This is a genomic window from Nocardia sp. NPDC058499 (genome assembly GCF_042719915.1).
In the GTDB taxonomy this organism is placed as follows: domain Bacteria; phylum Actinomycetota; class Actinomycetes; order Mycobacteriales; family Mycobacteriaceae; genus Nocardia.
In genome coordinates this window covers 529,613-542,150 of record NZ_JBHXMZ010000002.1, presented here as the reverse complement: position 1 = coordinate 542,150, position 12,538 = coordinate 529,613, and the positions used below count along the sequence as shown (strand labels likewise).

At 67.0% G+C, this 12,538-nt stretch carries 12 protein-coding genes; 2 read left to right on the top strand and 10 right to left on the bottom strand.

Annotation, left to right across the window (positions count from 1 at the left end; translation table 11 throughout):
- Positions 1-112 precede the first annotated feature (112 nt).
- Together ACFWPH_RS07675 and ACFWPH_RS07670 are read right to left on the bottom strand one after the other, a co-directional pair.
- On the bottom strand, positions 113-1,732 hold the full coding sequence (locus ACFWPH_RS07675) for an acyl-CoA synthetase (RefSeq protein WP_378748790.1): 1,620 nt from the start codon (positions 1,730-1,732) through the stop codon (positions 113-115).
- Positions 1,733-1,941: 209 nt separating this feature from the next.
- The gene (locus ACFWPH_RS07670; RefSeq protein WP_378748789.1) at positions 1,942-2,577 is read right to left on the bottom strand and encodes a hypothetical protein; all 636 of its coding nucleotides are present in this window, start codon (positions 2,575-2,577) and stop codon (positions 1,942-1,944) included.
- Positions 2,578-3,040: 463 nt separating this feature from the next.
- Between ACFWPH_RS07670 and ACFWPH_RS07665 the strand changes: the two genes are divergently transcribed.
- Positions 3,041-3,775, top strand: coding sequence for a dienelactone hydrolase family protein (locus tag ACFWPH_RS07665; RefSeq protein WP_378748788.1), 735 nt, complete (start codon positions 3,041-3,043; stop codon positions 3,773-3,775).
- A 248-nt stretch (positions 3,776-4,023) separates the two neighbouring features.
- Here ACFWPH_RS07665 and ACFWPH_RS07660 read toward each other — a convergent pair whose 3' ends face one another.
- The 8 genes from ACFWPH_RS07660 to ACFWPH_RS07625 all read right to left on the bottom strand — a co-directional run bounded on the left by ACFWPH_RS07660 (position 4,024) and on the right by ACFWPH_RS07625 (position 11,794).
- Positions 4,024-5,244, bottom strand: a complete 1,221-nt coding sequence (locus ACFWPH_RS07660; protein ID WP_378748787.1) for an acyl-CoA dehydrogenase family protein — start codon at positions 5,242-5,244, stop codon at positions 4,024-4,026.
- Between the two features lie 42 nt (positions 5,245-5,286).
- Positions 5,287-6,696, bottom strand: a complete 1,410-nt coding sequence (locus tag ACFWPH_RS07655) for an acyl-CoA dehydrogenase family protein (RefSeq protein ID WP_378748786.1) — start codon at positions 6,694-6,696, stop codon at positions 5,287-5,289.
- A 281-nt stretch (positions 6,697-6,977) separates the two neighbouring features.
- Positions 6,978-7,889, bottom strand: coding sequence for a permease-like cell division protein FtsX (gene ftsX, locus ACFWPH_RS07650; RefSeq protein ID WP_378748785.1), 912 nt, complete (start codon positions 7,887-7,889; stop codon positions 6,978-6,980).
- The gene (gene ftsE, locus ACFWPH_RS07645) at positions 7,889-8,578 is read right to left on the bottom strand and encodes a cell division ATP-binding protein FtsE (protein ID WP_033243180.1); all 690 of its coding nucleotides are present in this window, start codon (positions 8,576-8,578) and stop codon (positions 7,889-7,891) included. Before ftsE ends, ftsX begins: the two co-directional genes overlap by 1 nt.
- Before the next feature lie 56 nt (positions 8,579-8,634).
- Positions 8,635-8,817 (bottom strand): hypothetical protein, encoded by a 183-nt coding sequence (locus ACFWPH_RS07640; RefSeq protein WP_378748784.1) that lies wholly within the window; start codon positions 8,815-8,817, stop codon positions 8,635-8,637.
- Positions 8,804-9,679, bottom strand: a complete 876-nt coding sequence (locus ACFWPH_RS07635) for a mechanosensitive ion channel family protein (RefSeq protein WP_280460659.1) — start codon at positions 9,677-9,679, stop codon at positions 8,804-8,806. The genes ACFWPH_RS07640 and ACFWPH_RS07635 overlap by 14 nt, the downstream gene beginning before the upstream one ends.
- A gap of 60 nt (positions 9,680-9,739) precedes the next feature.
- Positions 9,740-10,861, bottom strand: a complete 1,122-nt coding sequence (gene prfB / locus ACFWPH_RS07630) for a peptide chain release factor 2 (protein ID WP_378748783.1) — start codon at positions 10,859-10,861, stop codon at positions 9,740-9,742.
- A 78-nt stretch (positions 10,862-10,939) separates the two neighbouring features.
- The gene (locus ACFWPH_RS07625) at positions 10,940-11,794 is read right to left on the bottom strand and encodes a helix-turn-helix domain-containing protein (RefSeq protein ID WP_378748782.1); all 855 of its coding nucleotides are present in this window, start codon (positions 11,792-11,794) and stop codon (positions 10,940-10,942) included.
- A 142-nt stretch (positions 11,795-11,936) separates the two neighbouring features.
- Between ACFWPH_RS07625 and ACFWPH_RS07620 the strand changes: the two genes are divergently transcribed.
- Positions 11,937-12,527 (top strand): NADPH-dependent FMN reductase, encoded by a 591-nt coding sequence (locus ACFWPH_RS07620; RefSeq protein WP_378748781.1) that lies wholly within the window; start codon positions 11,937-11,939, stop codon positions 12,525-12,527.
- The last annotated feature ends 11 nt before the right edge of the window (positions 12,528-12,538 follow it).

Below are 12,538 nucleotides of genomic sequence, written 5' to 3'. Positions count from 1 at the left end.
GCTGTGCCAACCCTAGCAATCCGGTCGACATGTGCGACGACATTGTCTCGGACAGTAAAGAAACCGGGACATCATTGTGGAATGCCCCGGTTTCGTGGTGCGAGAGGCGGCGTCAGACCTCGTATTCCACCAGGACCCGGCGCAACAGTTTCCCGGTCGGGTTGCGCGGCAGATCCTCGAGGAAGACGACCTCCCGCGGAACCTTGTACCGGGCGAGGTTCTCCTTCACGTGGGCCTTGATCTCGTCCTCGGTCGGAGTGTGGCCGGGTTCGGGCACCACGAACGCGCGCAACCGCTTACCGAACTCCACATCGTCGACACCGACCACGGCGGCATCGAAGATGTCTTCACGTTCAAGCAGCAGGTTCTCCACCTCCTGCGGGAAGACGTTCTCGCCGCCGGAGACGATCATGTCGTCGTCGCGGCCGTCGACCATCAGCAGGCCGTCCTCGGTGAAATGGCCGACATCCCCGCTGGACATGTAGCCGTCGATGATCTGCTTGTGCCGGCCGTCGGTGTATCCCTCGAAGGGGGCACCGCTGCGGACGAAGATCCGGCCGGTGACGTTCCTGGCCGTGACCTGCTTGTCGTTGTCGTCGTACAACCGCACATCACAGGTCAGCGGGGGGCGGCCCACGGTGCCGGGGGCCTTGGCGAGTTCGTCCGGCTTGGCCACCGTCGCGATGGCGACCTCGGTGGACCCGTAGAGGTTGTGCACCACGGGCCCGAACACCTCGGCCGCGCGGACGCTCAGTTCCGGCGAGAGGGCCGATCCGGCCAGCACGATGCCTTTCAGCGAGGACGTATCGTACTTCGCCCGGACCTCTTCGGGCAGTTCCACCATCCGGTGCAGCATGGTCGGTACCGCGACGAGCATTTCCGCCTTGTGGTCGGACACCATCTTCAAGGTCGCCTCGGCGTCGAAACGGCGCCGCATGACGATCTTGTTGGTCAGTCCGGTGGCCACCAGCCAGGTGCCCAGGCCCGTGCTGTGGAAGATCGGTGACACGATCACCATCGTGGCGCGTTTGCGGAACGGCATCCGGTCCAGGAACTGGGCGGTGGCCACCGGTGACGCCTTCTCGCGCGGTGCGCCCTTCGGCAGGCCGGTGGTGCCGCTGGTCAGAATGATGAAACCGCCCGGCTTACTCGGGACGGGCAGTGCCTCGAGGCCGTTCTCGGCGATCAGATCGTCGAGGCTCTTCGCGCCTTCGGGGAGTTCGGTGCCCTCGTCCACCCAGGTGAGGAAACGCGGCATATCGGCCGGCAGGGCGTCGAGCAGACCGAGGAATTCGCTGTCGTGCAGGACCGCCGCGACCTTCTCGCGTTCACACACCTCGGCGAACTGCGGTTTGGCGAACCCGGTGTTCATCAGGGCGATCTTCACACCCAGTTTGCCGGCGGCGGCCATCGACAGGATCAGGCCGCGATGGTCGCGGGCCAGGATCCCGATCACGGTGCCCTCGGTGAGGCCGGCCTTGCGCAGGCCGTTCGCGATCTTCGTGGACTGCTCGTCGAGTTCGCGGTAGCTCAGCTCGCCGCGCTCGTCGACCAGGCCCGGCGCATCCGGGGCGATCCGCGCCGAATGCATGATCAGCGTCGCCTGCGGGATATAGGTTTTGGAATCCTTCAGCGTCCGCAGGGTTTCCCCCGGATTCTTCAGATCGATGAATCCACTGGACTGCAGCAGCCCATATGCCTTGACAGTCTCCAGCGTATGCGCCAGGTTCACCCTCGAACACCTCCACAGATCCTCGCGTCGGCACTCGACCTAGCGATTCCGAACGGCATATCGGGGCTCACGGTAGCAGTGAAAGTGCGTCCGCTCACAACGTACGCACCGGACAAAAGCGACACCGCCGTTATGGCCGCAACATCCCATGAAATGGGCACGCGCCGGATATCCGGCGCGTGCCCGAGCTGTGCTTATCTGCCGGAGGCTCAGTTGTAGATCGAGCCCAGTGACGGGAAGGTGATTTCCCCGCGCGCGTACTGGAAGCCATCCGGGTGTTCCGGGCTCACCGGCACCGGCCACCGATGCCACAGGCTGCCGTAGACGGCGGCCACAACCATGCCGGGACCCGGATCGATCACCCGCGTGCGGATGGTGGTGTCGGCGATGATGTCGATATGCTCGGTCAGCGGTTCGATCCCGCTGCGGCCGTTCGACAGGTTGAGCCAGACCACCTCCAGCCGGGCTCCGGCCTGATTCGGGGCGATGGTGCCGGGGCCGCCGAAGAACGCGAACCGGAACCCGTCGATATTCAAGGCCACACCCGACCCGTACATACCCGGCCCGCCCCCGCGGCCGATATTCGATTCGGCCGGGATCTGGAACGGCTGGGCCGGCAACGCGGCCTCGCGCGCCGCATCGGTGACCCGCGGATCGCCGATGAGCATATCGACGGCACGTTCGGCGCCGGGGTCGCCCGCGGCGGCCGTCCGCAGCTGCTGGGTCGCCGAAACCCAATCGACCTGGGCCGGCTCGGCGGTGGCGTGTCCGGTGAAGAGCATGGTGGCCGCGGCCGTGGCGGCGAGCGAGGTGACGAGCCGACGGGCGAAGCCCTTTGTGCGCATAACCAGTCTCCTTGCAGATACGTTGTCCGGGGAACTGCACCCGGTGGTGGGTTCAGCAGGGTGGAGAGGGGCAACACGTACCGGCGGATCCGGGCGTCGAGCGGATATGAACCCGCCGGGTCGAACCAATCGCAAAACGTTGACACCAACATGTCACCCGGTCGGCGCACTGTCCAGACCGCCGCGCGGGCGTCGCGGGCGCAATTTCGGTTCGCCGGCATGGAGTCCCGGGCGAGGGGTGAGGCGCGTACGGCCGGGTGATTCCCGATCGGGGGCCGGACAGGAAGCCGCCGGAATAATCCGTTGGCGAACGACCGCGGCCACTGCTACCTTTCCGGGGCCGTGCCAGAGGACGAGGAGGTGGTATCCGTGAACGCAGTATCGACATGGGTGCTCCCCTCCGGGGTCACGGTCGGGCGATAGGTCGTCCGGGAGCGCCGTAGCACTCCCGAAAGGCACGACCGTGCACTTCATTACCGAACAGCACCTCGACCACGACATCCTCGAACGCACATTCACCCTCGGCGAGATCCCCGGCATTCTGTGGACGCCGGAATCGGCATCCACCCCGGTGCCGTTGATCCTGCTCGGCCATCCTCCGCTCGGCCTGCAGAAGATGTACCCGCGACTGCTGGACAGGGCCCGGCAGGTCGCGGCGGAGGGCTTCGCCGCGGCCACTATCGAGCTCCCCGGCGGCGGTGACCGGCCCGGCTCCGCTGCCACCGATCGGGCCCGCGCCGATCTGCACCGGGCGTTGCAGACCGGCGGGCCGGTCACCGCCGATATCGTCGACCGGCTCATCCTGCCGCTGGTCGACCAGGCAGTCCCGGAATGGCAGGCAGCCCTGGACGCCCTCCTCCTGCTGCCCGAGATCGACGGCCCGGTCGGCTACTCGGGTGGGGTGATCTCCATCGGCATCCGGCTGGCGGTGGTCGAACCGCGCCTGGCGGCCGCCGTCCTGTTCGCCGGTAGTTTCGTGCCCCGCGCGATACTCGCCGAGGCTCGGCAGGTCACCATTCCGCTGCACGTCCTGCTGCAATGGGACGACGAAGGAAACGACCGGCAAGCGGCCTTGGACCTGTTCGACGCCGTCGGCTCCGAGGAGAAGACGCTGCACGCCAACATGGGCGGACATACCGGCGTCCCGCAGTACGCGGGGGAGGAGGCGGGCCGGTTCTTCGGCCGGCACTTGAAATGAGGCCGAACCGTCAGGCCGGCTGTGGACAGGCGGCCAGACGTCATACCGCCATCGCTCGGGTCCCGTCCGGCCCCGGCCGGGCATGCCAGGCCGTCGCCGATGCCGTCGGCACCGCGGAGCGTCCCGCCGATGACGGCCCGCAGGCGGCCGGCGAGCTGAAGTAGGGGCGTCGAGCGCTCCAGCAGGAAACAGGACACCGGCCCGGGCCGCTTGCGGCGGCCCGGACCGGTTTTCCGCGTCCGGCCTGCTTACTTGAGTTCGGCGCTGGACTTGTTCAGCACCCGGCGGGCGACGATGAGCTGCTGGATCTGCTGGGTGCCCTCGAAGATGTCCAGGATCTTGGAGTCGCGACCCCACTTCTCCAGCAGCAGGCGCTGCGAATAACCCACGGCGCCGGCCAGTTCGACCGATTTCAGCGTCACATCGGTGCCCGTACGGCCTGCCTTCGCCTTCGACATCGAGGCCTGGAGCGAGTTGGGCTGCTTGTTGTCGGCCATCCAGGCCGCCCGCATCGCGAGCAGGTACGCGGATTCGTAGTCCGCCTCCATTCGCAGGAATTCGGCGGCCGCGGCGTGCTGGTTGTTCGCCGGGGTGTCGTAGGAGATCTCGATACCCGCGTCGGTGAGGATGGTGCGCAGTTCCTCGAGCGCGGCCCGCGTGACGCCGATGGCCATCGCCGCGACCATGGGGCGGGTGTTGTCGAAGGTCTGCATGACCCCCGCGAAACCCTTCTCGACGTTCACTTCCGGGCTGCCGAGGATATTGTCCTTCGGGATCCGGCAGTCCTGTAGCAGCAGGACCGCGGTATCGGAGGCCTTGATACCGAGCTTGTGCTCGAGCCGGGCCACCGACAGGCCGGGGGCGTCGCGCGGGACCACGAACGATTTGATGGCGGCGCGGCCGAGGCTGCGGTCCACCGAGGCCCACACCACGATATGGGTGGAGCGCTCACCGGCGGTCACGAAGATCTTTTCGCCGTTCAGCACCCACTCGTCGCCGTCGAGGACGGCAGTGGTGGTGACGGCGGCCGAATCGGAGCCGAAGCTCGGCTCGGTGATGGCCATGGAAGCCCATACCTTGCCGAACCGTTCCAGCTGCTCATCGGTGGCGACCGCGGCGATCGCGGCATTACCCAGGCCCTGATACGGGATCGACAGCATCAGCCCGACATCGCCCCAGGAGGTTTCCAGGGCATTGAGCAGGGCCGACATATTGCCGCCGTTGGCGTTGACCGGCATGGTGGCGGGGCCTTCGTCCTCGTCGGACCGGCCGCCGGCCGCACCACTGATCTTCTGGGTGCCCGAATCGCTGAGCCCGTCGACCATGGCGGCCATCGTGTCGAGCTCCACCGGGTACTCGTGCTCGGCGAGGTCGTATTTGCGCGAGATCGGCCGGAAGATCTGCGCAGCCACCTGATGCGCCTGATTCGCGCTGGCCCGCAGCTTCTTCGGCAGTTCGAGATTGATCATGGAAAGTCTCCTGAGAAGGTCTGAATCCGCAGCGGCCGGGAACTACACCAACACGATTCCCTCGGCGACACCGATACCGCGCAGGTCGCGATACCAGCGTTCGACCGGGTGTTCCTTGGTGAAACCGTGCCCACCGAGTAGCTGCACACCGTCGAGACCGATCCGCATCCCCTTGTCGGTCGCCAGTTTCTTGGCCAGCGCGGCCTCGCGGGCGAAGGTGAGCCCCTGTTCGGCGCGGGCGGCGCCGCGCAGGGTCACCAGCCGCAGGCCGTCGAGTTCGATCGCGATATCGGCGACCATGAAGGCCACCGCCTGCCGGTGGCTGATCGGTTCGCCGAACGCTTCACGCTCGTTGACGTACGGGATCACGTAGTCGAGCACGGCCTGACCGGTGCCGGCGGCCAGCGAGGCCCAGCCCAGCCGGGCCAGCTGTACCGCGTCCCGGTAGTCGGCGGCGTGCTGTTTGGCATCGCCCTCGCCGAGGATCGCGTCGGTACCGACGGCAACGTTGTCCAGGACGAGCCGGCCGAGACCGGCCGCGCGCAGACCCATACTGGGATCGGCCTCCACCGACAGGCCCTGGGCGTCGGATTCCACGATGAACAGTGCCGGGCGGCCGTCGAGTTCCGCGCCGACCACGAAGATCTCGGCGTCGGCGGCGGCCGGGACCAGGCTTTTCACACCGTTGAGCCGGTAACCGCTGGGGGAACGCACGGCCTTGGTCTGCAGGGTGAACGGATCGAACAGCGCGCGCGGTTCACTGATGACGACCGACGCCTGCGGCACGTTCTCGCCGGTGAACGCGGGCAGGTAGGTCTGCTGCTGGGCGTCGGTGCCCCACTGGGACAGCGCGACGGCGACGCCGCTGGGCGCCAGCAGCGGCAGGGCCAGACCCATATCACCGTGTGCGAGCGCCTCGGCCACCATCGCGTTGGTGACGGCGCCGCGTTCGGTGGCCGCGCCCTCGAGTTCTTCGGGCACATTGATCAGGGTGATACCGAGCTCCGCGGCGCGACCCAGCAGGTCTTTCGGCGCGGCGGCGGCCTCGTCGGCGTCGTGCGCGGCCGGGCGCAGGATCTCGGCCGCGAATTCCCGGACCGTCTCGACGATCATCTGCTGTTCGTCGGTCGGGGTGAGATCGAAGTAGTCCTTGGTCTTCGACTCGTTGTCCGGGAGCCGCTTGGGTGCGCCACCACCGGCGACCTTGTTGAAGGCGCGGGTCGCGGCACCCAGAGTCCGGAAACCGGTTCTGGTGCTCTCGTAGGTGACCCGGTCGATCGGTTTGCGCAGGTTGTACTTCTCGGCGAGTTCCGAGCCGGTGATCGTCGACATGACCCGCATGGCGGCGCCCATCCAATCCCGTTTGGGTTGGTGCAGGCCCACCCCGTTCTCCTGGCGGACGCCGTTGTCCGGACGCCGCTTGGTAGCGCTGTCTCGAATGCTCATCATCACCTGTTTTCTCGCGCGGGGTGAGGGTCTGGCCCCAGCTATCTTACTGCGGAGTAAGGCTATCTTACTGAAGAGTAAGAACGGCGTCGAGTGCCAGTCCTGTCCTGGTGAGCGGACATACCCGAGGCACCGGCCCGCCACAAGCGGCGCCGCCCGTCCGATAGGGACGGGCGGCGCCGGAAGCGTCTACGGGCGGACAGCGGAACGGGGCCGTGATCGTCGGCGACGAAGCGGCGCGAAACAGTCGGGCCGAGACCGGAGGGGGCGGCAATGCGCCGGCCCTGTTACCGCTCCTCGCGCACGTACCAGCGCAACGTGGCGTACGCGGTGAGCCCGGCGAACACCACACCGACCGGTACAACCATCAGCGCCGTGGTGAAAATATCGTCGAAGGTGATCGCCGGGAAGACATTGCTCGCGAACAGATCGCCCAAGGCCCGGTCGATTACCAGCGGGCGGGCCGCGAACAGGCCCGCTGTCGCGAGCAGCCCGCCCGCCAGCGCGGCCACCACAGCCTCCAGCAGGAACGGCAGCTGGGTGTACCAGCGGGTGGCACCGACCAGGCGCATGATGTGCACCTCGGTCCGCCGGGTGAACGCGGCGATCTGCACCATGTTCGCGATCAGCAACAGCGCCGCCACCGCCTGCAGCACGGCCATCCCGAACGCCGCGTTGCGCAACCCGTCGAACAGGCTCACCAGCCGGTCCACGATGTCCTTGTCGTTGCGCACCATGCCCACCCCGGGACTGTCGGAGAACTGCTCGTAGATCGTGGGATACAGCGATGCGTCGCTCATCTTGACCCGCAGCGAGGCCGGTAGGGGCGTTTCGCTCACGTACTCGGCGAGTTCCGGCTGGTCCTTGAAGGTTTTCTCCTTGGCTTCGCGGACCGCGGCGTCGCGGTTGAGGTACTGCACCGTCTCCACGCCGTCGACAGTTTTCAGATCGGCCATCAAGGTCTGGCAGAGATCGTTCGCGCAGTCCGGATCGTTCGCCGAGATGTCCTCGGTCAGATACAGCCGCACTTCGAGCCGGTCCAGGAAGTACTGCTCGGTCTTGTCGGCGATCCGGATCGCCAGGATGCCGCCACCGAGCATGGTCAGCGAGACCGCTGTCGTCAGGATCATCGCGATCGTCATGGTGAGGTTGCGGCGCAGGCCCTCGGAGACCTCACCGAACAGGAAACCCGCGCGCATTACCGGCCCACCTCGTAACCGCCGGTCGCCTGATCGCGAACCAGCCGGCCCTCGTAGAGCTCCACCACCCGGCGCTGCATACCGTCCACGATCAATGGGTCGTGGGTGGCCATGAGCACGGTGGTGCCCATCCGGTTGATGTGCTCGAGCAGCAGCATGATCTCGTAACTCGTCTCGGGGTCGAGGTTGCCGGTGGGTTCGTCGGCCAGCATCACCAGCGGGCGGTTCACGAAGGCCCGCGCGATCGCGACCCGCTGCTGTTCACCGCCGGACAGTTCGCTGGGCAGCCGGTCGGCTTTACCGCCCAGCCCCACCAGCTCCAGTACCTCGGGCACGGTCCGGTCGATGAACTGGCGGCGTTTACCGATCACCTCCAGCGCGAACGCCACATTCTGGGCGACGGTCCGCTGTTGCAGCAGCCGGAAGTCCTGGAACACGCAGCCCACCCGCTGCCGCAGCCGGGGGACGCGCCGGCCGGGCAGCCGGTCCACCCGGAAATCCGCGACATGGATCTCGCCCCCGGTCGGGATCTCCTCCTTGATGAGCATCCGCATGAAGGTCGATTTACCGGAGCCGGAGGGACCGATGAGGAAGACGAACTCACCCTTGTCGATATGGACGGTGACGTTCTCCAGTGCGGCTCGCGTCGCGGTCGGATACGACTTGCTGACGTCGCGCAGGGTGATCACGAGGAGTCAGTGTAACCATTCGATAACGAACCCGTCGGCGGGCGGTATCGGCGGTCCTATTCCACCCGGACAGCCACCGCCGGTGAAGGCAGTTCGAAGCCGGCAGGGGCAGCGGGGGCCACGGCGGGCGCCGGCACCGGTTGCTGCCGGGCGATATCGTCCGGTTTGACGAACAGGTACAGCACGAAGGCCGCGAGCCAGCTCCCGGCCAGCACCACTGTCGATCTACGCGCGCGCATTCAAACCCTCCCGGCGCATCGCCGCGGCCACCCGCACCCGCAACTCCCGGCTGACTTCGAACTGTTTGCCCGGCAATGTCCGGGCCACCATCCGGATGTTCATCTGGTCCACGGTCAGGTCCTCCACGCCCATCACCGTCGGCTCGTCCAGCAGTAGCGGTTCGAGGCGGGGGTCGCGGTAGGCCTGTCCGCCCACCTCGTGCAGTACTTCGTTGATCCGCAGGATATCGGCGCTCGCCGCGACGGGTACATCGATCGCCGCCCGCGCCCAATCCTTCGACAGATTCGTCACTTTCACGATCTGGCCGTTCGGGACCGTGATCACCTCACCGTCCGGGTTACGCAGTTTGGTGACCCGCAGTGTCACATCCTCCACCGTGCCCTCGGCCGGATCCGCGACACCGGTCACCGCGATCCGCACCACATCACCGAAACCGTATTGGCGTTCGGTGATGAGAAAGAACCCGGCCAGGATGTCCTGCACGATGCGCTGCGCGCCGAAACCGAGTGCGGCGCCGAGGACCGCGGCGGGCGCGACCAGCCCCGACATGGAGAACCCCAGTCGCTGCAGCACCTCCATCGCGACCAGCACATAGGCGACGGTCAGGACGACCCAGGTCAGCACCTGGGCCAGGGCGTGCCGGTGTTTGGCCGCCTCGGACCGCACGAGCGCATCGCCCCCACGGAAACCGGAATCGATGCGCTGGGTCACCCGGTCGCGCACATAGGTGGCGAAACGGGCGAACAACATGGCCCCGAGGATCAACAGGACGATCTCGAGCCCGGACGAACGCAGCCAGCCAGTCACATCGGACGATAATGCCAGGGACAGCGCCAGGGTGTCGGAACCCTGCGCACGCATCAGACCACCCGCTCCCGCATCCACTCCGGATCCCTTGCGCTTCCCCGGGATCGGGGAGGGCTAGCTCTCCTGCAGAACTGTACTCATCCGCCAGCGGATCCCGGATTCGATGAAACCGTCGATATCGCCGTCGAGTACCGCGGAGGGGTTGTTCACCTCGTAGTTGGTGCGCAGATCCTTGACCATCTGATACGGGTGCAGCACATAGGACCGCATCTGGTTGCCCCAGGACGCGCCCTCGTTGGTCTTGAGCGCATCCATCTGTGCGCGCTCTTCCTGCCGTTTACGTTCCAGCAGTTTGGCCTGCAGCACTCGCATGGCCGAAACCTTGTTCTGCAGCTGGGATTTCTCGTTCTGGCAGGTGACTACGATTCCGGTGGGGATATGGGTGATCCGGACAGCCGAATCCGTGGTGTTGACGCTCTGCCCGCCCGGCCCCGACGACCGGTACACATCGACCCGGATATCGGTTTCCGGGACATCGATATGGTCGGTGGTCTCGACCACCGGCAGCACCTCGACCTCGGCGAACGAGGTCTGGCGGCGGCCCTGGTTGTCGAACGGGCTGATCCGCACCAGCCGGTGGGTACCCATCTCCACCGAGAGGGTGCCGTAGGCGTACGGGGTCTTCACCACGAACGTGGCGCTCTTGATACCGGCTTCTTCGGCATAGGAGGTGTCGTACACCTCGACCGAGTACTTGTGCCGGTCGGCCCAGCGGATGTACATGCGCATCAGCATCTCGGCCCAGTCGGCCGCGTCCACACCGCCGGCACCCGAACGGATATTGACCAGCGCGTCACGTTTGTCGTATTCACCGGACAGCAGCGTGCGCACCTCGAGGGCCTCGACATCGGTGTGCAACGTGGCGCGTTCGGCATCGGCATCGGCGAGGGCGCTCGTCCGCGCCTCGCCCTCTTCCTCCTCGGCCAGCTCGTAGAGCACTGGCACGTCCTCCAGACGCTGCCGTAACTCCTCGACCCGGCGCAGCTCACCCTGCGCATGCGAGAGCTCACTGGTCACCCGCTGCGCATGATCCTGGTCGTTCCACAACTCGGGATCGGCCGCCTGATGCTCCAGCTCATCGATACGACGGCGCAGCTCCTCGATATCGAGGACCGACTCGACGGTCTTCAGGGTCGCGTCGAGTTCGGCGAGGTCGGCGGTAACGTCAGGATGCACGGTTTCCAAGGCTACTAGCAGCGTCGGGCGCGATGAAACCGCACAGGCGCGGAGGTCGTCGGCCGCTTCCTCGAGCGGTCAGCCGGAGACTGCGCGGAGACCGCCGTGGTGCCGGCCGGCGAGACCGTCCAGGGCCTCGGCGGTCGCGGAATCGGCCGGTAAGTGAACGATCAGCTGCTGATCGTCGTCGGCGGACAGGGTCAGGGTTTCGTAGGCGAGGCGTAGCGGCCCGGCCTCCGGATGCTCCAGCCGGGTGATGCCGGTGGGGGCGGGCAGGTTGGGGACCGTGGTCAGGCGTTCGGTGAAGGACGCACCCGCGGCGATCGTCAGCTGATCGGCCAGCGCCGCGATATGGGGGTCGGCGCGGAACGGGCCCTGTTTGAGGGTGGCGACGATATGGTCGGCCTGGTGCTCCCAATCGGGGTACACGGTGCGGGCCCGAGGATCGGTGAAGGTGAAGCGGGCGAGATTGGCGCCGTGGCCGGCATCCAGTGCGCCGGCGGGTTCCATCAACCGCCGATAGCCGGCGGTACAGGCCAGCACTTCGGTCCGGCTGTCGACCACCACCGCCGCGGCGGGTTCGAGCCGGTCGAGCAATGCCCGCACCGTCGGGCGGATCTCCCGGACCGGCTGACCCGGGCCGGTGCAGCTGAAACCGGTATCGGCCTTGGTCAGCCGGTACAGGTGGACCCGCTCGTTGGTGGACAGGCCGAGCGCGTCCGCCAGCGCCGACAGCACCTGCGGTGACGGGTTGCGATCGCGACCCTGTTCGAGCCGGATGATGTACTCCACACTCACCCCGGCCAGCGTGGCCAACTCGGCCCGGCGCAACCCGGGGGTCCGGCGCCGCGGCCCGGTGGGCAGCCCGACCTGGGCGGGGCCGACCGCCTCCCGCCGGCTGCGCAGGAACAACCCCATCTCGTTCTCGCTCACCTGATCACGGTATCCGGGCGGGCCGCGCCGAGGGTGTCCCTGTCACTACCACTCTCCGCGCGGTCTCCCTGCGGGAGCGGCGTAGCGGCAGATTCGAGATCGGACGGCGGCCGCCGGGTCGCCCGATAGGAGGGAGCACACCATGTCCGTCAGCCCCTTACGTCTCGCGGTGATCATCGGAAGTGTCCGGGAGGGCCGGTTCGGCACCGTCGTGGCCGCGTGGTTCGCCGCACAGGCCGCCACTCACGGGCGGTTCGAGATCGACGTGATCGATCTCGCCGAGGCCGATATTCCGCTGGTACTGCCCGCGGTATCGCCCGCACTGGAGCCGAACCCCGAACGTCCCGCCGGTATGCGCGACCTCACCGAACGGCTGACGGCCGCCGACGCGTTCGTCATCGTGACCCCCGACTACAACCACAGCTACCCGGCCTCGCTGAAAGCCGTCATCGACTGGCATTTCACCCAGTGGCAGCGCAAACCGGTCGCCTTCGTCGGGTACAGCGGCGCCACCGGCGGGCTCACCGCGATCGAACATCTGCGGCAGGTGTTCAGCGAACTGGATGCGCACACCGTCCGCGAATACGTATCGTTCCCGCGCTACTACCTGCTGTTCGGTGACGACGGACAGTTGCTCGCGCCCGCCGAACCCGCGGCGGCAGCGCAGCAAATGCTGGACCGGGTGCACTGGTGGGCGGAGGCGCTGGTCGCGGCGCGGGCGGTCGCGGTGTGAGACTCGCGCTA

What these genes read in the sequence shown, in the direction of transcription:
- ACFWPH_RS07620 (WP_378748781.1), top strand. Translation starts at nt 11,937, where the DNA reads ATGTCCGTCAGCCCCTTACGTCTCGCGGTGATCATCGGAAGTGTCCGG.
- ACFWPH_RS07640 (WP_378748784.1), bottom strand. Translation starts at nt 8,817, where the DNA reads ATGCGCGCGCGTAGATCGACAGTGGTGCTGGCCGGGAGCTGGCTCGCG.
- ACFWPH_RS07635 (WP_280460659.1), bottom strand. Translation starts at nt 9,679, where the DNA reads ATGCGTGCGCAGGGTTCCGACACCCTGGCGCTGTCCCTGGCATTATCG.
- ACFWPH_RS07670 (WP_378748789.1), bottom strand. Translation starts at nt 2,577, where the DNA reads ATGCGCACAAAGGGCTTCGCCCGTCGGCTCGTCACCTCGCTCGCCGCC.
- ACFWPH_RS07660 (WP_378748787.1), bottom strand. Translation starts at nt 5,244, where the DNA reads ATGATCAATCTCGAACTGCCGAAGAAGCTGCGGGCCAGCGCGAATCAG.
- ftsX (WP_378748785.1), bottom strand. Translation starts at nt 7,889, where the DNA reads ATGCGCGCGGGTTTCCTGTTCGGTGAGGTCTCCGAGGGCCTGCGCCGC.